This is a genomic window from Paratractidigestivibacter sp. (assembly GCF_963660155.1).
In the GTDB taxonomy this organism is placed as follows: Bacteria; Actinomycetota; Coriobacteriia; order Coriobacteriales; family Atopobiaceae; genus Paratractidigestivibacter.
Genome location: NZ_CAVKWG010000002.1, coordinates 1 through 20,411, shown reverse-complemented (window position 1 = coordinate 20,411; position 20,411 = coordinate 1). Strand labels below are relative to the sequence as shown.

Below are 20,411 nucleotides of genomic sequence, written 5' to 3'. Positions count from 1 at the left end.
CGGCCGAGCGGTACTATCCGGGGCTGATGGCCGCCTAGGCGGCCGCGTTAACGGACGCGGGCTCACTCCCGAGCCGAGATTTCGTGTCCAAACGAGCGGGCCACTTTAGTCGGCAAGGTTGACGGAGTCGGGCGCGAGGTCCCCGCCGTGCTCCCTCGCCATTTCCTCGAGGGCGGCGTCTATAATCTCCTGCAGGCCGCTGCGTTGAGTTAACTCATTCATGGTCCTCCTTACACTGGCGTAATGGCAGAATCCGGTGTAGGACGAACCGCGTAGCGGCTATTTTTGATTGGCCGGGAATTGGCTGAAATAGCCTGACTATAAGTGGCTAAAATCTCCTGACGCCAACAACGCCCGGGAGCTAGGCAGCGTCCTCGATCTCGTACAGCCTGCAGTTGTCAGAGGACGCGACCAACACAAAGCTTGAATCATCAGAGTCGATATTGAAATCAGACCAGTCCGTATAGGGGTAGTCAAACGCCCAGCACCAAAGATACTTACTGGTATCAAGAGCATAATTTTCTGTATAGTTGTCTGTACTCAAAAGCAAAACGTACTTCGCGCCAGTATTCTGCACTGCGGCTTCTACATCCGCGTTCGTATCGTATTCATCAATTTTTTTGACAAGCTTGGCATCGGAGGTTTCTTTTGAGCCCGGTCGTTCTTTGTAGTAAACGTTGATGTCATCGGTAACATATGCGTATGCGCTGCCGTCATACGGATTATTTAGAACCAAATCTGATCCAACTATGTCTTTTACGGAATCGAGGAAGTTCTCCTCTTCCGATGTTAGAGGAGAAGTAGAGCCTTTCCCATTCAGGCGTTGAATCTCTTGTCTGTTATAAAGCATGGCGCTTATGCCCTTGGTATCGTACATTTGGCTCAAAGCCCCATTAAAGCCAAAAGAAGGAACAAGGGCGATCAGGAGAGCGATGAAGAAACAGGGCGCTATAGGGGGCAGCTGTTTGGCGGGAGATGAAACTCGCTTAAACAAGGCAGCTGTCGCATCGCGAATTGACACAAGACCCAAATAACCCAATGGGATAGAGAAAAGACCCAGCGCTGCGGAGGTTCTCCATGGATCGTTGTACCAAAAACCAGAAAATAGCTGCTTAAATTCCCCATCCATTGAAATGTTGACAACATAGATGGCGGCCATCAAAAAAAACGAAACCACCAGCCAGCGAGTCTGTCGAGAGCGGAGCGCCGAAACAATCCCGATGACGACGAGCGCGCTGTATATCGGGCATGCAATCCCTCTTCGGAGGCTGAAATCAAGAACGCTCTTGATTGCCTCTCCAAAAGAAAGTAGGGGTTGCCAATAATACGAAACGACTCCCTCGAAAAATGAGGAATGATAGCATCCTAGCCAAATGCAAGCAGCAAATACGACAAAAGCGGCCGAGCAGCCAATACGCCATGCGAAAGGCCTCTTTTTTTTCTTGAAAGAAAGCTCGAAAATTCTGTGACAACAGTACGGAAGAAGGAGCACCGCCATGGCAAAAAAGGAATTTGGGTGCGAAAAGAAGAGGGACACGCATGAAAGGGCAAACAACACACCATAAGAGACCCTTTCGCGCGGACAGGCATTTTCCCCAATAAGCAAGATAAAGAGCGATGCCGCCGCAGGCATCAAAAGCATTCCCAACAGGTTGGGATATAGAGGAGTGCCGATGATTAAGTACAAGGGGAAGGAAGGCACGATCAACAAAGCAAGCGCCACGAGCACGTAATTATTATCTCGAGGGAAGATAGACTCTAAAAGCGAAAACATTCCGAGCGGATAGCAAAAGGCAAGGCACCAATAGAGCATGGCGTTCTCCGCCAACACAGCAGATGCGTCCGAGAGAGACGCCCCCAGGGCAGCAAAGATAGTAAAGGCCGATGGATAAAACGCGGCCACGCCGGAAGCCTCCGGAACCTGGTTCTGCAAAAGAGTCTGAGGATAGGAGGCGGTTTTAAACGCATTAAACACACCGGAGGTCATAAAGGATTTAATGTTACTCAGGTGGTGCAAGTTGTCTGAATATTGCACAAAGGAATCGTTCGGATCAATAACTCCCAAAAGCATAAAGGCGAAAAATGCTAAACAGAAAACAACGATCAGACCAAGACCGGCCATTCGGCCAGGATTTGTTGGCAGCAATTCCCTGCGCAGCATAAACCCATTGCAAAGGATGTGGACGGCAGCACCCATCAACATGGAAGTAATAAAAGCAATGGCCAATACGGGAATGGCGGAAGAAGCCAAGGGAAGTGCATCCACAAGAACACCAGAGAGGCATACTATTCCGCATGAAACCGCAGGGGCAACAGCCAGAGCCCTCACAGCATCATTACAAATAAGGTAAGCGCAAATAAACCCAGGCAGAGCGCAGAGCGTAATGAAAAGAATAGTCAGAGCTAACGAAACCATATAAACATCCTCTTCAAAATCTTTGGCTCGATAAAATAGAACCGTGCTAAGCGGCTACCTCGTCTACGTTGTTCTCGGATGCCTGCCCAAGGATTGGAGCTTCAACCGCTGGCAGCGGGCAGCAATCTACGCATTCAACATAGCTGGAGTCGCCCTACGTTACTTTGAGACCATCATCACGTCTGACAGGGCGGGCGAACTCGTCCCCTTTCTATGGGGCTACACTAACCTCCCCTGCTTCCTTGAGGGTGTCGATCTTGCCTGGAGGATGGTCGGCCCCGTAGTGGCATATCTCCTGTGTCTGGGCATCACCTACGTAGGAAAGCACGTTTCCGGCACCAAGCTCCTCTTTCCCTAACGCCTATACCAGGGAGAACACGGGCGGGGAGCCTTGGGGCAGCGCGCCGTCTCCGAAAACTTTACGCAGCGAGGCTATCCTCGGAGATGGCGCGCTCGAGGGTGGTGAGGCGGTACTCGAGGTCGCCCACAGCGCCGTCGATCTTGTCGTCGACCTCTCCCCCATCCGCGAACTTAAGGCATCTTGTCGTTTGTGGGATCGATGACTTCGTCGTCAGCCTCCTCAATGAAAGTTTGGGCCAAGACTTCATCGGCATCTGCAACAGCATCAACCCCCATCTATCGCTCCCAAGTCTTCTCGGAGACAATGTAGCGCGGGCGGACCTTGACCTCGAGATAGATTTTGCCGATGTACTCGCCGATGACGCCGACCGAGAGCAGGAGCACGCCCAGAAGGAAGCACAGGATCGACGTCATGGAGGCCCATCCTGCCACGGCGTTGCCCGTGAAGGACACGACGACCGCCCAGATGACGCCGATGAAGGAGACGAGCGAGACCGCAAGGCCGAACCCGGTGATGAGGCGGATGGGCTTGACCGACAGGCTCGTGATGCCGTTGATGGCCAGGGCGAGCATCTTGGAGAGCGGGTAGTGGCTCTCACCAGCGATGCGCTCGTGGCGCTCGTAGTAGACGCTCGTCGACTTGAAGCCGACGAGCGGGACCATGCCGCGCAGGAACAGGTTGACCTCGCGGAACTCGGAGAGCGCGTCGAGGGCGCGCGAGCTCATGAGGCGGTAGTCGGCGTGGTTGTAGACGGTCTCGACGCCCATCCTCTCCATGAGGCGATAGAAGGACTGCGCGGTGAAGCGCTTGAAGCCGGTATCGGTCTCGCGGGAGGAGCGCACGCCGTAGACCACGTCGCAGCCATCGAGGTAGGCGTCGACCATGGCGTCCATCGCGTCGATGTCGTCCTGGCCGTCGCAGTCGATGGAGATGGTTATGTCGGCGAGCGAGCGGGCCTCCATGAGGCCGCAGAGCAGCGCGTTCTGGTGGCCGCGGTTGCGGGAGAGGCAGATGCCCCGGTAGACGGGGTCGGAGGCCGCCAGGCCCTCGATGATCCCCCAGGTCCCGTCCTTGCTGCCGTCGTTGATGAACAGGATGCGGCTTTCGAGCGAGATCTTGCCAGCGGAGACGAGCTGCTCGATCTTGGCCTTGAAGAGTTTGCAGGTAATCGGAAGGACCTCCTGCTCGTTATAGCAGGGAATCACAATGTACAGGACGGGTTGGCTCATTGATCGGGCCTTTCTTGAGGGCCGAATGCGGCAGTTTGCGGGTTTATTGCTGCTCGGGGTCCTTGGCCTCGAGCCACTTCTTGCGGGAGAGGAAGTTCCAAACCATGACCACTGCGGTGGCCACGAGCTTGGTGAGGGTGACAGCGATGGCGCCGGAGCCCAGGGCCGCGGTACCGGCGAGCATGATGAGCTCGTTGATGACGAGGCCCACGACCGAGAGCGCGATGAAGATAATGAACTCGCGCTGGCGGCTCATGTCATCGCGCCGTTGGAAGACGTATTTCATCGACGCGATGTAGTTGAAGACGACGCTCACGCAGAACGATACTGCGGCCGAGAGCACGGGGTCTACCCCGAACACCTGCGACAGGAGCATGAGGACGCCGTAGTCGATGCAGAACGCGATGACGCCGACGACGCCGAATTTAAGGAACTGCTCTATGAGCTTGCGCATGAAGGGGGCCTTTCGAGTTATTTATTGACGAAGCTATGGTAACCGCACGGTGTGTAGATGCTCAGGTGGAAAGAATCGCGGCCGAGTCGGCGTCGGGGCCGGCCGCGAGGCGCTCTCGCTCCCCGCCGGGCGACAAACCCTGCAATTGGAGTCAGAATCGAGGACGAAAATGACCCAGAATGCAGGGTTTTGTTGAGTGAAGGCTCAGGCCGGCGGACCGCTAACGCTCAAGGACCGAAAGGAAGTGGCGGTCGGCATCGGGAGCCGAGGTCAGGGCCATCGATTTAGCCGTGAAGCCGGCGCCTTCGGGGGACGCGAGGAAGGCGCTGACCACATCAGCGTCCTCGGCAGCGAGAACAGAGCAGGTGGAATAGGCAAGGCGGCCGCCGGGGGCGACGCGGATCGAGGCGTTGCGAAGGATGCGGAGCTGGAGGGCGGCAAGGTCGCTGACGGCGTCCTCACGCAGGGACCAGGAGATCTCGGGGTGGCGCGAGAGGGTACCCGTGCCGGAGCAAGGCGCATCAACGAAGACGAGGTCAAAGGTGCCATCGATGTGTTCGAGGGTCTGGCCGTCGTCACAGACGCAGCGGACTCGGTCGGCCACGCCGGCGGTCTGCATGCGTGCTGAGGCCAGCGCAGACTTCTTGGGGTCGAGCTCAACTGAGGTGAGACGTGCGCCGGTAGCGGCGAGAAGGACCGACTTGGTGCCTCGGCCTTGGCCGACCTCGAGGACCTTCTGGCCTTGGGTTGGTGCAAGGGTTGCAACAACCTCTTGGGCGGCGAGGTCGCAAGGGAGCACGTCGCAGTTTGCGACGAGGTCGGAATCGTTGAGGGCAGCAGGACAGCCAAGGACAAAGGAGCCGGCGACCGGGCCGTCGGCAGGGTCACAGCCCGCCTCGGCAAGAAGCTCCCGGCATTCCTCAACCGTATGCTTGGCCGTGTTGGCGGCAACGCTCTGGCAAGGGGGCTCGAGGGTGCGGCGAGCGTAGTCGGCTGCCGCAGCAGGATCCAGGTCTGTGCGAACGGCGGCTGCAAGCCACTCAGGCAAAGCACCAACGCGCTGCAGGTCATCGATGGTGTAGATGCCGGAATCGAGCGCGTCTTGCGACGCCGCGAGCGCCTTCGAGTCCTCGTCGGCCACGCGGCGCAGGACAGCGTTGCCGAGGCCCGCCGCCCGCTTGCTCACCGAGCGCACGAGCTCCACGCCCTGGCTCACCGCCACATGGTCGGGGATATCCAAGTAGAGAATCTCGAAGGCGGCGATGCGCAGGGCATCGCGGACGAGCGGCTCCAGGACGGAGCGGGAGTGCAGGTGACTCGTTATTGCGCGATCGACCTCGCCCCGCGCGGCGATAGTGCCTAGCACAAGCCTTGTTGCAAGCGCTCTGTCGCGGGAATCCAGAGCAGCTAGAACGTCGGAATCGCGGAGCATGTCGCGGGCACGCGCCTCTCGGCGGCGGCATTCGGAGAAGAGCTTGAGAGCCGCGCGGCGGGCGGGGGCGAGTTTGGTGGTCGGCATTAGGGGTGCTTTCTGTGAGGGATGCTTTCCGTGAGAGGTGTGAGCGACCTGCAATTGGAGACAGGCACATATGGCAGGAAGAACACCTACCATCTGAGCCAGTCACCAGTTACAGGTCATCCGGGCTGTGCAGGCCGGCCTCCCGCGGCTCGTTATTCGGCGCGGGACCAGGTGAGGTCGCCGCGCAGGCCGGAGGCCCAGGCGGCGGCGGGCATCTCTTTCTTGCCGTCAGGCTTGACGGCCGTGAGCTCAAGGGTGCCATCGGCGCAGCCGAGATACACATGCTTCTTCTGCACCTCGATAACACCCGCTGCGATTTGCGCTTCATCTGTGACGCGGGCCGTCATGGCGCGCACACCCTTGCCGGCGACGACGAGGCGCGCGGGCGCCGTGTCGCTCGATGCCTGGACGCGCAGGGCGTTCGCGGCGACGGTGCCGGCGGGGTCGAGCCGCATCTCCTCCTTGCGGACCTTGGCGGCGAGCGTCACGCCGGCGGGGTCCTGCTCATGCCACTCAACCGTACCGTCAGAAAGCCTCGGTAACACGTCTACCAGCGCCTTCGCGCCCGCATCGGCGAGTTCGGCCGTCAACTCCATGCAGCCCTTCCCCCCGACCGGAACGCTCACCTGCGCGCACCATGCGCCGGCATCGAGGTCGTGGGCGACGCGCATGATGGAGACTCCCGTCTCGGCATCGCCCGCGAGGATCGAGCGCTGGATGGGAGCCGCGCCGCGCCAACGGGGCAGCAGCGACGCGTGGACGTTCACTGCGCCCAGCGGAGCCATCGCCAGCACGTCGTCAGGCAGGATGCACCCGTAGGCCACGACGCACATCACGTCGGGGGCGGCCTTAGCGATCGCAACCTTGGCCTCGTCGGTCATCCTCGTGGTCTCAAACACGGGAATACCCAGTTCAAGAGCCTTTTGTTTAACCGGTGAGGCCACGAGTTTCTTGCCGCGGCCTCGCACCGCGTCGGGCCGCGTGAAGACGAGCGCGACCTCGTGGCCCGCGTCGGCGAGCGCCTGGAGCGACGGCACGGCGAACTCGGGCGTGCCCATAAAGACGACGCGCATGCTCGCCCTCCCCTAGTCCTCGACGACGGTCTCGCCGGGCATGGCGCCGGCGGCGAGGGCCTCGTTGTAGGCGCGCATGGCCTCGGCGCGCTTGGTCGGCGTGAGGTGATCGACCATGGTCTTGCCGTGCAGGTGGTCGATCTCGTGCTGCAGGCAGACGGCCATGAGGTTTCCCTCGGCCTCGTACTGGAGCAGGTCGCCGTTGAGGTCGTAGGCCTGCACGACCACATGCGAGGGGCGCGTCACCGTCACGTTGATGCCCGGGAACGAGAGACAGCCCTCCTGGAAGTCGCGCGGCTCGCCGTCGGCGGTGATGATCTTGGGGTTGATGAGGACGTAGGGGTTCTTCATGCTGCCCTTGCCCTCGTAGTCGCAGTCGATGACGACGAGCTGCTTGAGCACGCCGACCTGTGGCGCGGCCAGGCCGCAGCCCTCGGCGGCGTACATGATCTTGAGCATGCGGTCGGCAAGCTTCTTGAGCTCGCGGTCGATGGTCTCGACCGGCTCGCACTCCGTGCAGAGCGCCTCGTTCGGCGAGAGAACGATATCGTCCAAAAGGCCCATCCGGGTCTCCTTTCGTTAATCGACCTGCAAAGGGGACAGTCCCTTTTGCAGGTTTTAGTCGACCCGCAAAAGGGACTGTCCCCTTTGCGGGTCACATCATGTCGTAGGCGTCGATGTCCACTGACATGTTAATGCCTTTGGGTGCGCCGAGGGACGCGGCGGCAGCACCGAGCACGCCGCCGAGGTCAGCGTCGACGGGGGCCTTGACCATCACGTGGCGTCGGAAGAAGTCCTTGGCGCGCGCCTTCACGCAATCGGTGGGGCCGAGCACCTCCCAGCCGGCCTGCCCAGTAACGTTTTCGCGGATTGTCTCGGCAACCTTAGCAGACGCCGCGCGAGTGTCCTTGTCCGAGCGGCCCCACAGCACCACATTGCCCAGGCGCGAGAAGGGCGGGTAGCCGGCATCCTCTCGCTCGGCAAGCTCGGAGGCGAGGAAGAGCTCGCGGTCGTGGCCCTCCACGGCGCGCATGGCCGGGTGGGTCGCCCAGTAGGTCTGCACGATGACCTGTCCGGGCCTCTCTCCCCTGCCGGCGCGGCCCGCGACCTGCTCGAGCAGGTCGTAGGTCCTCTCGGCTGCGCGGAAATCGGGCAACTTGAGCATGGTGTCGGCGTTGATCACGCCCACCAGCGTGACCTCGGGGAAGTCGAGCCCCTTGGCGATCATCTGCGTGCCCACGAGTACGGCGGAGTCGGCCGCGTCGAAGGCCTCGAGGAGCTTCTGGTGGGCTCCCTTGGCCCGCGTGGTGTCGGCATCCATGCGGATGACCTCGACGCCCTCGGGCAAGATCATGCGCAGCTCGTCCTCGACGCGCTGGGTTCCCACGCCGTAGGCACCCATGTAGCGGCTCCCGCAGTTGGGGCACGAGCAGCTGGGATCGGGGTAGGCGCGCACAGGCCAGCAGCGGCCGCAGGTGTGGCAGACAAGGCTGTGGCCGCGCTCGTGGTACGTGAGGGCGCAGCTGCAGTGTGGGCACTCGGGGACGCAGCCGCACTCGCGGCACATGAGGAAGTTCGCGAAGCCGCGGCGGTTGAGCATGAGCACGGCCTTCTCGCCGCGCCCGACGGTCTCGCGCAGGGCGTCGGCGAGCGGGGCCGAGAAGACTGAGCGCCCGCCGCCGCGGAACTGCTCGGCCATGTCGATGACGCGCACCTCGGGCAAGCGAGAGGCGCCGGGGCGCTCGGGCATGGCGACGCGGGTCCATTTGACGCCGCGGTACTCGCCGTCCCGGCAGCGGCCGAGGGACTCGAGCGACGGCGTGGCCGATCCCAGGACCAGGGCGCAGCCGCGCTCGCGGGCCATGCGCGCCGCGACCTCGCGGGCGTGGTAGCGGGGGCTCTTGTCCTGCTTGTAGCTGCCCTCATGCTCCTCGTCGATGATGATGAGGCCGGGGTCCGCGAGCGGCGCGAAGAGGGCGGAGCGGGCGCCGACGACGACGCGCGCCTCGCCTTGGCGGACGAGGTCCCACTGGTCGAAGCGCTCGCCTGCGGAGAGGCGCGAGTGGAGGACGGCCACGTCGTCGCCGAAGCGGCTGCGGAACCGGCCGACGGTCTGGGCGGTGAGGCTGATCTCGGGCACGAGGACGAGGGCGCCGCGACCGGCCGCGAGGGCATGCTCGATGGCGTCGAGGTAGACCTCGGTCTTGCCGGAGCCGGTGACGCCGTCGACGAGCACGACGTCTCCCGCGCCCGCCTCGAGCGCAGCGTCGATGACGGCAAGAGCAGCCTTCTGACCTGCGGTTAATTGCTTCGGTCGAGGAGCCTGGGCCGAGGAGAGGGATGTGGCCTCGGCGCCTCCGCGCACATGCCGGCGGGTCTCGACGGCAACGACCCCGCGCTTGGCGAGCGCGGTGACGGCCGAGACCGCGCCGGGTATGGTGGCGGCGAGCTCGGCCACGCGCTGCGGGCCCTGCGCGAGGGCCTCGATGACGGCGCGCTGGCGCGGGGCGTTCTTCTTCGGCGCGAAGTCGGCGGCCGCCGGCGTGAGGCCGGCCCAGCGCTCGTCGACGGCGCCGGTGGAGTCCTGGACGAGGCGCCACGGCTCGCCGGGGGCGTCGCGCACGACCTTGACCTTCTGGCCGGGGGCGAGAAAAGGTCGAACGGCATCGGCGAGCGGGCACGCATACTCGCGGGCCATCCAGCGCGCGACGGCAGCGGCGCCCTCGTCGAAGGCGGGCGCAGCGAGGTCTTGGGAGACGGGCTTGGTCTTCGCGGGGTCGATACCGGCGGGCGGTTCTTCGCTGAGAGCGACAACGTAGCCCACGACCTGCCGGTTCCCCAGCGGCACGAGGACGGTGGAGCCCACGCGGACGGTGTCGGCGAGCTCGGGCGGCAGCGCATAGTCGAAGGCGCCGTCGATGGCACGGGTGGGGATGTCGAGAACGACGCTCGCGTATATCATGCGGCTCTTTCCTCCTCGCGCATCGCGCGTTCGGCCTTGGTTGCAACTAGATGATTGTAACCGAGCCGCAGGTAGGCCGAGGTGCGCGAATCGCGGGCAAGGTGTTGAGCTGTGGGCGGAACTGGGCCGGGCAGCGTCCGATTGGTGCGGCGGAGTCGTCACAAAGAAAACGACGCGAGTTGGTCGATCCGTGCCCCTGTTGCAAAGAAATCGGGCCGACTTGGTCGTTCGGCAGCCTTGATGCCAAGAAAACCGCGCGAGTTGGTCGGTTTTCGCCATCGCCGCCAAGAAAACAGATCGAGTTGGTCGAAACCGGACCAACTCGGACGCGTTTCTTTGCGAATCCGGCCCGAGCAGACCAACTCGGCCGCGTTTCTTTGCGAATCCGGCCCGAGATCGCGGGCGCCGCTCCTTATAGCGTTACACAACAACCGTATCCCGCGCGCATTTCGCCGCCGTTTCCCAGAGAGCAAAAGCAACAAACACGAGCTAGAACGGCCGGGCAACCTTGTGCAATGGGTTTTATCGGTTTTCAACAAAGAAATCCGACGAGTTCGTGAGGTCGCGTGCGCAAGAAACGTTTGCGGGCCGTGGAAGACCTGCGCGAATGCCGCTCGCAGCCACATATCAACCGTTCATGAATTCCTTTACTCCGGAATTATCGGCGCGATTTAGCTTACTGAAAGCTGAATGAGTCCTTAAGCAGCGTATTGTTGAAAATCCAGGCTCGCGACATCCCCGGACCGTAAGAATTCTGTTAGACGCGTTCGATACCATCGCGCCATGGACATCGTCTTCTCTCATATAACCGCACTTGAAGTGTATCGCACAGGGGTCGCGCCAAGACCTTTGGCAGGTGCCAGCGACGGGCGCGCGCTACCTGACGGGGCGCCGCCACCGTCAGCGGTCGCCTCGTGGCTCGATTCATCTGCTCTTGGAGACGCGCTTTCGCGGCCGGTCGACCTACTCGCGGCAGAGATTACCTCGAGCTCGCGCCGACCGGATGCGCGAATCCGAGCAGCGAGCGGCGAGTTACCAGCAGGCTCCATCCTCGCCATCGACGAAGGCGCGAGCATAGTATGCCCGGAACTGATGCTTCTCCAGATGGCACGAACGGCGACCTTCCTGGAGCTTGTCCTTCTCGTCTGTGAGGTTTGCGGGGTGTACGCGATCTCACCCCACTCACCCACCGGCATGCTGCAGCGCGAGGCGCCCCTTACGAGCAAGGCGGCGATTCCTGGCCTCCTTGACCGAACAAAGGGATACCGGGGGTCAGCGACCCTTCGAAAGGCATGCAGCCTCGCATTCGACAACTCCGGGTCTCCCATGGAAAGCAAGCTGGCGATCCGGGTGTTTTGGCCGCGGCGACTCGGGGGCTATGGAATCGCCGTTGAATCCCTCAACGAAGAGCTGGACACCGGCCTTGCGGCAAAGCGCATCCGCAAGCCGGACCTGCTGCTCAGGCGTCCTGCCGAGGGAGCTTTGGGGGTTTGCGTCGATTACCACGGCGGGGTCCACGAGGGCCCAGAGCGGCATCGCATCGACGACGAGAGAATGAACGAGCTGCTCGCGCTGGGCATGCGCCCGTACGTGCTCTGGCGCCAGCAATACCAGAGCATGCGCTACATGGACGAGCTGTTCGATCACCAGATAAGGGCCGAGCTCGGGTTGCGGACGCCTCGGCCCACGCACGCGCGGGCAGCAGTGGAGCTGGCGAGGAGGCGCGCGCTTCTCGCCGAGCTCAACGCCATCGACGGTACGAGATGGGGCGCTTCGCAAAAGGGGCGCACCGTCCAGTCGGCCCTTGAGGAAGTCGAGCGCGCCGAATGGGAGCTCAAGCAGGCTGAAGGCCGGTAGCCGCAAAGAAAACGCGCCGAGTTGGTCTGCGCGGCTGCCGTCTGCAAAGAAAACGCGCCGAGTTGGTCGCAAAAGCCCCGGTCTGCAAAGAAAACGCCGCCACTTGGTCGACTGGGGACCAAGTGGCGGCGATATTTTGGCAACAGGGCCGTCCGGAGACCAACTCGGCGGCTTTTCTTGGCGCACGGGCCGGACCGGGACCAAGCCGTCGGTGTTTCTTGGCGGCAGCGCGCCAACGGGACCAACTCGGCGGCGTTTCTTGGCGGCGGCGACCCTGCGCCCCACGCCCCGCGCGCCGCACCCCTACTCGTACGCGAGGAGCTCCGCCCTCAGCAGCGTCGGCGCGTCGAACAAGAGCATAGCGACCTCGTCGCCGTTGAGCCGCTGGTCACGGACCCAGGCTCCGTCCACCATCTCGCCGTCCTCAAGCGCCAAGATGTCCACGTTGGGCCGCGCCTCGTCGCCCGAGACGAAATCGATGGTGCAGCGGAGCGCGAGCACATATACCGCCCCGTCGGCGCCCTTGGCGACCGCGCACGCGCCGGGCAGGTCGCCCTCGGCAAAGCTCACCGCCACCTTGAAGTCGCCGAGGTCGATCATGTTATCGTCGGGCCGCTCGGCCGTCGCGGCGTCCATGCGGCCATCGGCTCCCGCGACCTCGACCAGCGCAGCGAGCCCGCGCATTACGGCCGCGTACTCGTCGGGATCCTGCGGCGTCCTCAGCGCGGGGTCGCTCGTGTCGGCGCCAAAGAGGATACCGGCGGAACTGTCGAACGGCTCGCCCATCTCTTCGTAGCCGAAGGGCGCGAAGCAGACGGCATGGTGATGCCCGACCGACCAGATCGCGCGCGGGGCGGCGTAGGCGTGCGTGGCCGTCTCGGGAACGAGCAGCGGGTTTCCGCCCGCTCGGTAGGAATCCGCCACGTCGCAGAAGTACGGCACGTAGATGTCGGGCGCGAGGACCTCGATGGAGGGCGCGACCGCCCGCCACACGCCGAAGACGCGCGCGTTCGGCCCTCCGGTCGGGAAGCGCCCGGGCTTGTGGCCCTTGTCGAGCCAGCAGTTTGCGGAAAGCGGAAGCTTGTGCTCGGCAAGCCCCGCCTCGGCAATAAACTGCACGTAGGAGGCCATGTAATACGTAGTAAAGACCTCCTCGGCAACCTCGCCGAAGACCTCCTCCCATGTTCCGGAGCCACAGCCCGCGTCCAGAGCGGCCAGGATGTCGTCGGCAAGAAGCCCGCGCGTGCCGCGAAGCTCCTCGAGGAAATCGGCCGGCACCTCAGAGGCGAACGCGGCATCGGCCGCCGCCGAGTGCTCACGGCCCGCGGCCATCTCGCCGACCTCGTTCTCCACCTGCATCGACACCACGGTGCCCTGCTCGCCGTCAACCTCGCGCAGGTGCGCCATCAGCGAGGCGAAGGCCCGTGCATCGGCCGCTCGGGTCTCGTCGCCAAAGAGCGAGAGCGCGGCGTACGGGAAGTTGTGGAAGTCGGGCATGCGGACCTTGTTCTTGCCCGCGACCATCTGAGCGCGCGGGAATCGCCCGAGGTCGCGCTTGACCCATGCGGGCGCGTAGTAGCACTGCGCGTTCTTCCAGGCGCCGAACCACAGAAGGCCTAGGCGCAGGCCGCGCTCACGCGCGACATCGAGGACCATGTCGACCTGCGAGAAGTCGAAGACGCCCTCCTCCGGCTCCAATAACTCCCAGGTCACCGGCACCAAAACGGAGTTCATGCCGAGCGAGACCGCACGGCCGCACGCCTCGGCGAAGACCCTCGGGCTCGAGGATGACGAGTTGTGGCACTCGCCCGCGAGCATCGTGAAGGGCTCTCCGCCCACCATGAGCCGAAGCTCGCCGGAAGCGTTTCTCTTGAATTCCGAAACCATGGCAATGCCCCCTTTTGACGTGTCTTAAGAGAAGAGAATGGTGGAGAGGTCGGCCGAGCCGTCGCCGCGAGCGACCAGATATACGGCGTGGTCACCCTGCACCGCGGGCATAGCAGCGCAGACCTCGCGCCACGCGTCGCCCTCCCCCACCTCGATGCCGACGACCTCGGTCCCGTCGGGCGAGTCGAGGCGAAGCGAGAGCCCGCCCGCCAGCGCGCCGCGGACCTCCAGCGTGACCTGGTCCTCGTTGCCCGTGAACGCAAAGTACTTCCAGCCCACGCTCGCGCCGTCGCAGAGGTTGGCCACGTAGGTCCTCGCCGAGGTGACGCACCCGGCGTCGACTTCCTGCGTCACAACGGGATGCTGCGCCGAGATCTGAAGGTCGCCGCGGTAGTGGACCGCGCCCACGGGCCCCACGAGATGGCAGCAGGTGCTCGCCGCATACACGCGGCCGCAAGGTAATGCGCCGCAGTTCAGGCCACAACTCGTAATTTCGACCTGCTCAATGGAACCATTCTCGTCGATGTGGATCCGCTCGGCGCAGCCCTGGCGCGCATGTTGCGCCCCGTGCGTGTGCCGGTGATAAAAGATGTAATCGATGCCAGCGATGCGCGCCATGCCGCCGTGGTTGTTGCCGAGGTCCATGACGGCATCCGCCTCGTCCTCGTGGCCGGGCAGGCCCACGTCGCCGTTGGACACGAGCACGCCGCCGTAGGACACGGGGCCCCAGGGCTCGGGCATCGTCGCCCAGCAGAGCTCGTGGCCGACCTCGCTGGAGTATACGAAATAGTAGCGCCCGTCGAGCTCACGGATGCTCGAAGCCTCGAAGAACGAATGTCCCTCGAAACCGGTGCCGTCGGCCTGCAGATAACCGGGCGCGAGGCGCCTGGGCTCCTCGGCCATGGTGTGCATGTCGTCGCCCAGGCGCACGACGAAGCTGCCCTCGGTGGCCGAGACGGGCAGGCGGCCGCCGGCCTTCTTGGCGCCGAAGCCGTAATAAAGCCAGCAGCCGCCGTCGTCGCACGGCAGCGCCGCAGGGTCGAACGGCATGCCGAACCCGGAGTCGCCGGTGAACTTCTCGCCGCTCGGCAGGCAGATGGGCCCGACGTAGCGGTAGCGGCCGGCCGGCTCGTCGCAGGCGGCAACGCTCATAATGGGGCCCTCCGGCGTGAGCATGCGGAAATAGAACAGGTAGAACCTGCCGTCGGCGCCCTCACAGACGTCGGACGCGCCGTAGCCCGCAAGGTCGGCGTTCTCGGGATCGTCGCATTTGCGCCACACGACGCCCTCGAAGGTCCAGGCACCGAGGTCGTCCACCGGAGCCGACCAGCACACGTAGTCGCCGGGACAATAAGCTGTGCCCTCGGGCGCGTCGTGGCTGCCGTACACGTAGACGCGGTCGCCGAAAACGTGCGGCTCGCCGTCGGGGATGTACTCCCAGCCGGGAAGGTAAGGGTTCACGGCAATATGCCTCATCTAGCGCTCCTTGGATTTTACGATTTACGGTTTGATGCTTAGCGACCCTAAATAAGCTCGAACGACCCAGCGAGGAGGTCGCGGCTGTTCGGCCCCACGAAGACCTCGAAGGACCCGGGCTCGCTCGCCCAGGCGTGCTCAGGCGTCCAGAAGCGAAGCTGATCCTCGCCAATCTCGAACTCGACGGTGCGGGTCTCGCTCGCAGCCAGCTCGACGCGGGCGAAGTCCCGCAGCTCGAGCATCGGCCGTACGCGGCTCGCCGCCACGTCATGGATATAGAGCTGCACCACCTCGATACCCGCGACCTGCGATTCATTTGTCACGTCGACACTTACGCGGAGCTTCTCGCCGGCTCGCAGCGAGCCCGTGCCCACACACAGGTTCTCGTAGCGGGCCGTGTGGTAAGAAAGGCCATAGCCGAAGGGGAACAGCGCCTCGTTCGGCGCGTCCATGTAGCGAGAGACGAAGCGCCCGCTATGCGCCGAGCCCTTGGCGGGGCGACCTGTGGAGAACTGCGCGTAGTAGAGCGGCTCTTGCCCCACGTTGTGAGGAAAGCTCACGGTGAGGCGGCCGGAGGGGTTAACGTCGCCGAAGAGAACGTCGGCCACGGCGCGGCCGCCCGCGGTGCCCGGGAACCAGGCCTCAAGCACGGCGTCGCAGTCGTCCAGCACATCAGTCAGGGCCAGCGGACGGCCGTTGAACAGCACGAGCACCACAGGCTTACCGAGCTCGCGGACGCGCGCGAGCAGGCGCTTCTGGGGAGCGGGCAGGGTGATGTCGGTGCGCGCGCCGCCCTCGCCGCTCTGCAGCATGTGCTCACCGAGCGCCATGACCACGACGTCGGCCGCGGCAGCCAGCGCGAGCGCCTCGGTCTCGAGCTCGTCCGCGCTCGGGCCATCGTCGACGCCTGAGGTGATCCCGACGTATTTGCCGAAATCGCCCAGCTCAGAATAGTCGTCGAGCGTCTCGCAGCCCTTCGCCCAGCCAAAGCGCTCAGGCCCCAGGACCTCCTCGAAGGCATCCGCCAGCGTGACGGAGCGCGACTTATCGGCGTGTATCGCCCACATGCCGATGATGTCACGGCTGTTCGCGTAAGGGCCGATGAGCGCCACGCGGGGACCGTCCTCGCCGGCGTCGAGCGGCAGTACGTCGCCCTCGTTCTTGAGCAGCACAAGCGCCTCGCCGCAGGTCTTGCGCGCGCTCGCCAGGCGCTCGGGCGAACAGGTGACCTCCACGCGGCGCTCGGGCGAGCACGTGCGGTAGGGATTCTCGAAGAGCCCGAGTTTGTTCTTGAGCTCCAGCACGCGCAGGCACGCGGCGTCGACCTGCTCCATAGAGACCTCGCCGTCGGCGACGAGGCCCTCGAGCTCGTGGGCGTAGCAGGGTGTCTTCATGTCGATGTCCACGGTCGCGTTCATAGCAAGCCGGGTCGCCTCGCGCGCGTTTGCCGCGACGCCGTGGCCGATGAGCTCCGCGACGGCGGCATAATCGGTGATGACGGGCCCGTCGAAGCCCCACTCGCCGCGGAGTACGTCGTCCATCAGCCATTTATTGGCGGTTGCGGGGATTCCCTCCACGGTATTGAAGCTCGTCATAACGAGCTCGCATCCGGCGTCCACCGCCGCCTTGTAAGGCGGCAGGTACTCGTTGCGGAAGCGCCACTCGCTCATGTCCACCGTGTTGTACTCGCGGCCGGCCTCAGGCGCGCCGTAGCCCGCGAAGTGCTTGACGCAGCAAGCGATGGAGCGCTCAGGCGCGCCGTCGCCGTGGAAGCCCTCGACCATCGCCGTCGCGAAACGGCTCGAGAGATACGGGTCCTCGCCAGGCATCTCGAGGCAACGGCCCCAGCGGGCGTCGCGCACCACGTCGACGGGCGGGCTGAAGGTGACCATGCAGCCGTCCGCCACGGCCTCCCCGGCGATCAACCGATAGTCGTCGCGGATAAGGTCCGGGTCCCAGGTAGCGCCGAGGCCGAGAGGGATCGGGTAGCAGGTCTGGTAGCCGTAGATGACGTCGGCCATGAAGACCAAGGGGATCTTGAGGCGGCTGCGCTCCAGGTAAGTGTCCTGGATGCGGCGGACCTCCTCGGCGCCGAGCACATTCAGGACGCTGCCACACACGTCGACGTCCTCCTGCGTCACACCCAGCTTCTCGCGGGGACCGGTGGACATGTCGCCCGCACCGAAGCACCCGCCGTCGAGCTGCACCAGCTGCCCGACCTTTTCCTTCAGGGTCATCTTGCCCAAAAGGGCGAGAAGGTCCTCGTGGTTCATGCGAAAGCTCCTCTCGTTGCGCCTTTGGCGCCGATTCGCCGCGGTATATCCCCTGTTTTTGAGGGTTTTGCGCCCTTGGTTTTGGACCCGGAACGCAAAACCCCTGATTCGAGGAGGGATTTCCCCTGTTTTTTAGGGTTCTGCGTCATGTGCCCAAAACGAGGGACGCAAAACCCTCAAAAACAGGGCACCCGCGCCGCCTCGTGCACGCGGGCGCCCCGCACAACTCAAATCCTGCATGCCCCGCGGCCCGTCTCCCTAGGCGCGCCGCGGAGCCGCCGCGCAAATAAACTGCAGCTTAAAGCCTACTTGTCCTCAGCGAGGAGCATCTCGTCGCTGAAGCCGAAAATCAGCGTGCAGACGAAGGTGATCACCGAGGCTATCGCCAGGGCGATGACGTCGAGCCAGCCGACCATGCCGCCGATGGCGGGAATAGTGAGCAGGCAGGTCGTCATAAGAGCAGCCTGGGTCAGGCCGCCGGTGGCCGCAATCGCGCCGCAGACGCCGCAGGAGAGCGCCATGATCACGAAGGGGCGCTTGTACTTGAGGACGACGCCGTAAATAGCGGGCTCGGTGATGCCGGCGAAAAGCGCCGAGATAGTGGAGGCGGCAGCGGTCTCCTTGAGCTCGGGGTTCTTCGTCTTGAGGAAGACGGCGAGTGCGGCGAAGCCCACGGCGAAGTTGGTGCCCACGGTGATGGGGAGGATCACATCGTAGCCGAGGGTGCCGATGTTGCTCATGATTATGGGGATGAAGCCCCAGTGCATACCGAAGATGATGAGGCAGGGCCAAAGGGCGCCGATGAGGAAGCCGGCGACCAGCGGCACGGTGGCGAGCAGGCCGGAGAGCGCGTTGGCGATGGCGCGGCCCACGAAGTCGGTGACGGGACCGACGACGAAGAGCGTGGCCACGCAGGCGACGAACAGTGTGCAGATGGGGACGAGCAGGCCCTTGAGCATGTCGGGAACGATCTTGTTCAGGCCCTTCTCAACCCAGGACTGGACGTAAACGGCAACGATGATCGGCAAGACCGAGGAGGTGTAGCTGATCAGCGTGACGGGCAGGCCGAATAGGTCCACGGGGTCGGTGCCGTTGTAGAGCGTGGTGAGCGTCGGGTAGCACAGAAACGCGGCGATGGCCATCGCGGTCCAGTCGTTGCAGTGGAACTTCTTGGCAGCGGTGCGGCCCAGGAAGATCGGCATGAAGTAGAACACGGCGTCGCCCATGGCGTACAGCAACTGATAGGTGGTGCTGGCCGAGTCGAGCACGCCGAAGGTGTTGAACATGATGACGAACGCCTTGAGCAGGCCGGCTGCGCTCATGGCGGGCAGCATCGGCATGAAGATGCCGGAGAGCAGGTTGATGGCGCGGTTGAGCAGGTTACCGCCCTCTTCCTCAGCCTCGACCTCGCCCCCGAGCTCGATGTTGGACACCTTGGGAATGGCGTCGTAGACGTCGGTGACGTGGTTGCCGATGACGACCTGGTACTGGCCGGCAGCCTTCAGGATGGAGATGACGCCCTCGGTCTGATTGAGCCTCTCGGTCTGGGCGAGGCTCTCGTCCTTGAGCTTGAAGCGCAGGCGGGTGATGCAGTGCGTGACGGACGAGACGTTCTGCTCGCCGCCGACCAGCTCGACGATCGTCGCCGCGAGCTTGGTGTAGTCCTTAGCCATGGAATGGCTCCCTTCGACTTTCTTTTACGTACTATTCCAGTCCCGGCGCCTGGGACCAAAATGCAAGCTTTAACTGCGCGAATAAGAGGCGCAGAGTCGGTTGACGTGCATCATGAGATAAAGCAGCTCCTCATCGGTGCAGCTCCATCCGTGGCTGGAGCGCAGATACTCGTCGATGGCCCGCGCGCAGGCGTACTCGTCCGAGAAATCCTTGGCTGCCTGCTTGAAGAGGCTGCCGTTGCGGCTCTCGAACTTCTCGCCCCTGATCAGGCGGCTGATGAGAAAGCGCATATGGGTGACGAAGCGCACGTAGCTGTAGGAGCTGCGGTCGATGGCGATGCCGAGCACGCGCTCGACGATGCCCGTGGCCTCCTCGATGGCCTCGGTGCTCTTTACGATGAGGTCCATGTTGTGCTCGAGCGCGGCCGAGCCGCCCTCCTCGACGCTCTCGGCGTTAACGATGTGCAGGGCGATGGAAGCCGCCTCGGACTCGGGGAGCTTGATGTCCTCGGCCACCGCGTCGGAAAGAAGCACACCGCGGCGGCCGACCTCGTACTCGCGCGGGTAGACGAAGCGGACCTCATCGAAGAGAGGGTTGCGGATAACGACACCTTTTCGCGTGCGCTCGATGGCGAACTGCAGGTGGTCGGCGATGGTAAAAATGAGGTTGGGGTTGAGCGCGCAGTTGAGCTCCTGGCGGGCGATGTCCACGATGCCCGAGGCGATGATGATGACTTCCGCCGAGATGGAGGCCAGCGCCTCGTAGAGCTCGGGGCTCACGTCGCGGAAGCTGCGCTGGATGCAGGACTCGTCGTCGAGGTGGGAAGGCGCACCGCGAAAACCAAGGCCCTTGCCGAACAACACGAGCTCACGCCCGTTATCGTCCTCGGCGAGGACGACGTTGTTGTTGATCGCTTTGGTTATGAGCATAAAAATACTCCCCTGGACTCCACGCTTAGCAAATAGAAACCCCTCTGACGGCGAGGTTTGCTGCTAAATGCTCGTGGCGCCTCCCGAGGAGTAACGCGGTGCAAATGAATTATGGCAAGAATGTAGAGTAAAGTGAAGCGCATTTATAAGGTTGCCGTTCACGGTGGAATTGATGCCGTTCGGCGCGACTCCAATTGGCGCTGCAGCAAAGAAAACGCGCCGAGTTGGTCTGCGCGGCTGCCGTCTGCAAAGAAAACGCGCCGAGTTGGTCGCAAAAGCCCCGGTCTGCAAAGAAAACGCC

Annotated in this window: 16 protein-coding genes; 2 read left to right on the top strand and 14 right to left on the bottom strand. The window is 63.4% G+C overall.

The features are described 5' to 3' along the window. Positions 1-361 precede the first annotated feature (361 nt). Positions 362-2,416, bottom strand: a complete 2,055-nt coding sequence (locus U5709_RS00095; protein WP_321972495.1) for a DUF6541 family protein — start codon at positions 2,414-2,416, stop codon at positions 362-364. Positions 2,417-2,459: 43 nt separating this feature from the next. Between U5709_RS00095 and U5709_RS00090 the strand changes: the two genes are divergently transcribed. Next, complete coding sequence (locus tag U5709_RS00090) at positions 2,460-2,774, top strand: hypothetical protein (protein ID WP_321972494.1); 315 nt, start codon at positions 2,460-2,462, stop codon at positions 2,772-2,774. 61 nt (positions 2,775-2,835) lie between these two features. On the opposite strand, the gene U5709_RS00085 is transcribed toward U5709_RS00090, so the two are convergent. From U5709_RS00085 to priA, 7 genes are all read right to left on the bottom strand, one after another. Further along, entirely contained in the window at positions 2,836-3,042 is a 207-nt protein-coding gene (locus tag U5709_RS00085) for a hypothetical protein (protein WP_321972493.1), read from the bottom strand. Positions 3,043-3,052: 10 nt separating this feature from the next. Continuing rightward, entirely contained in the window at positions 3,053-4,006 is a 954-nt protein-coding gene (locus U5709_RS00080; protein ID WP_321972492.1) for a glycosyltransferase family 2 protein, read from the bottom strand. Positions 4,007-4,049: 43 nt separating this feature from the next. Further along, complete coding sequence (locus U5709_RS00075) at positions 4,050-4,460, bottom strand: GtrA family protein (RefSeq protein WP_321972040.1); 411 nt, start codon at positions 4,458-4,460, stop codon at positions 4,050-4,052. 220 nt (positions 4,461-4,680) lie between these two features. Then, entirely contained in the window at positions 4,681-5,979 is a 1,299-nt protein-coding gene (locus U5709_RS00070) for an RsmB/NOP family class I SAM-dependent RNA methyltransferase (RefSeq protein ID WP_321972041.1), read from the bottom strand. A gap of 152 nt (positions 5,980-6,131) precedes the next feature. Beyond that, complete coding sequence (gene fmt / locus U5709_RS00065) at positions 6,132-7,052, bottom strand: methionyl-tRNA formyltransferase (RefSeq protein ID WP_321972491.1); 921 nt, start codon at positions 7,050-7,052, stop codon at positions 6,132-6,134. Between the two features lie 12 nt (positions 7,053-7,064). Then, on the bottom strand, positions 7,065-7,616 hold the full coding sequence (gene def, locus U5709_RS00060; protein WP_321972043.1) for a peptide deformylase: 552 nt from the start codon (positions 7,614-7,616) through the stop codon (positions 7,065-7,067). Positions 7,617-7,707: 91 nt separating this feature from the next. After that, positions 7,708-10,014, bottom strand: coding sequence for a primosomal protein N' (gene priA / locus U5709_RS00055; protein ID WP_321972044.1), 2,307 nt, complete (start codon positions 10,012-10,014; stop codon positions 7,708-7,710). Positions 10,015-11,340: 1,326 nt separating this feature from the next. Between priA and U5709_RS00050 the strand changes: the two genes are divergently transcribed. Then, positions 11,341-11,871 (top strand): hypothetical protein, encoded by a 531-nt coding sequence (locus U5709_RS00050; RefSeq protein WP_321972490.1) that lies wholly within the window; start codon positions 11,341-11,343, stop codon positions 11,869-11,871. A gap of 303 nt (positions 11,872-12,174) precedes the next feature. On the opposite strand, the gene U5709_RS00045 is transcribed toward U5709_RS00050, so the two are convergent. The 6 genes from U5709_RS00045 to U5709_RS00020 form a co-directional block, all read right to left on the bottom strand. Then, a complete protein-coding gene (locus tag U5709_RS00045; RefSeq protein ID WP_321972489.1) occupies positions 12,175-13,758 on the bottom strand; it encodes a DUF5597 domain-containing protein in 1,584 nt (527 codons plus the stop codon). Positions 13,759-13,782: 24 nt separating this feature from the next. Beyond that, positions 13,783-15,234, bottom strand: a complete 1,452-nt coding sequence (locus tag U5709_RS00040) for a family 43 glycosylhydrolase (protein WP_321972047.1) — start codon at positions 15,232-15,234, stop codon at positions 13,783-13,785. Between the two features lie 47 nt (positions 15,235-15,281). Then, positions 15,282-17,507: a beta-glucosidase BglX gene (gene bglX, locus U5709_RS00035; protein ID WP_321972048.1), complete on the bottom strand. Its 2,226-nt coding sequence runs from the start codon at positions 17,505-17,507 to the stop codon at positions 15,282-15,284. Between the two features lie 305 nt (positions 17,508-17,812). After that, entirely contained in the window at positions 17,813-19,180 is a 1,368-nt protein-coding gene (locus U5709_RS00030) for a PTS transporter subunit EIIC (protein WP_321972488.1), read from the bottom strand. 69 nt (positions 19,181-19,249) lie between these two features. Then, positions 19,250-20,110 (bottom strand): PRD domain-containing protein, encoded by an 861-nt coding sequence (locus U5709_RS00025; RefSeq protein WP_321972050.1) that lies wholly within the window; start codon positions 20,108-20,110, stop codon positions 19,250-19,252. 109 nt (positions 20,111-20,219) lie between these two features. After that, on the bottom strand, positions 20,220-20,411 hold a 192-nt coding region (locus U5709_RS00020), incomplete at its 5' end, for a hypothetical protein (protein WP_321972487.1).

Coding starts and splice junctions, on each gene's coding strand:
- U5709_RS00095 (WP_321972495.1), bottom strand. CDS start 2,416: ATGGTTTCGTTAGCTCTGACTATTCTTTTCATTACGCTCTGCGCTCTG.
- U5709_RS00085 (WP_321972493.1), bottom strand. CDS start 3,042: ATGCTGTTGCAGATGCCGATGAAGTCTTGGCCCAAACTTTCATTGAGG.
- U5709_RS00080 (WP_321972492.1), bottom strand. CDS start 4,006: ATGAGCCAACCCGTCCTGTACATTGTGATTCCCTGCTATAACGAGCAG.
- U5709_RS00075 (WP_321972040.1), bottom strand. CDS start 4,460: ATGCGCAAGCTCATAGAGCAGTTCCTTAAATTCGGCGTCGTCGGCGTC.
- U5709_RS00070 (WP_321972041.1), bottom strand. CDS start 5,979: ATGCCGACCACCAAACTCGCCCCCGCCCGCCGCGCGGCTCTCAAGCTC.
- fmt (WP_321972491.1), bottom strand. CDS start 7,052: ATGCGCGTCGTCTTTATGGGCACGCCCGAGTTCGCCGTGCCGTCGCTC.
- def (WP_321972043.1), bottom strand. CDS start 7,616: ATGGGCCTTTTGGACGATATCGTTCTCTCGCCGAACGAGGCGCTCTGC.
- priA (WP_321972044.1), bottom strand. CDS start 10,014: ATGATATACGCGAGCGTCGTTCTCGACATCCCCACCCGTGCCATCGAC.
- U5709_RS00050 (WP_321972490.1), top strand. CDS start 11,341: ATGGAAAGCAAGCTGGCGATCCGGGTGTTTTGGCCGCGGCGACTCGGG.
- U5709_RS00045 (WP_321972489.1), bottom strand. CDS start 13,758: ATGGTTTCGGAATTCAAGAGAAACGCTTCCGGCGAGCTTCGGCTCATG.
- U5709_RS00040 (WP_321972047.1), bottom strand. CDS start 15,234: ATGAGGCATATTGCCGTGAACCCTTACCTTCCCGGCTGGGAGTACATC.
- bglX (WP_321972048.1), bottom strand. CDS start 17,507: ATGAACCACGAGGACCTTCTCGCCCTTTTGGGCAAGATGACCCTGAAG.
- U5709_RS00030 (WP_321972488.1), bottom strand. CDS start 19,180: ATGGCTAAGGACTACACCAAGCTCGCGGCGACGATCGTCGAGCTGGTC.
- U5709_RS00025 (WP_321972050.1), bottom strand. CDS start 20,110: ATGCTCATAACCAAAGCGATCAACAACAACGTCGTCCTCGCCGAGGAC.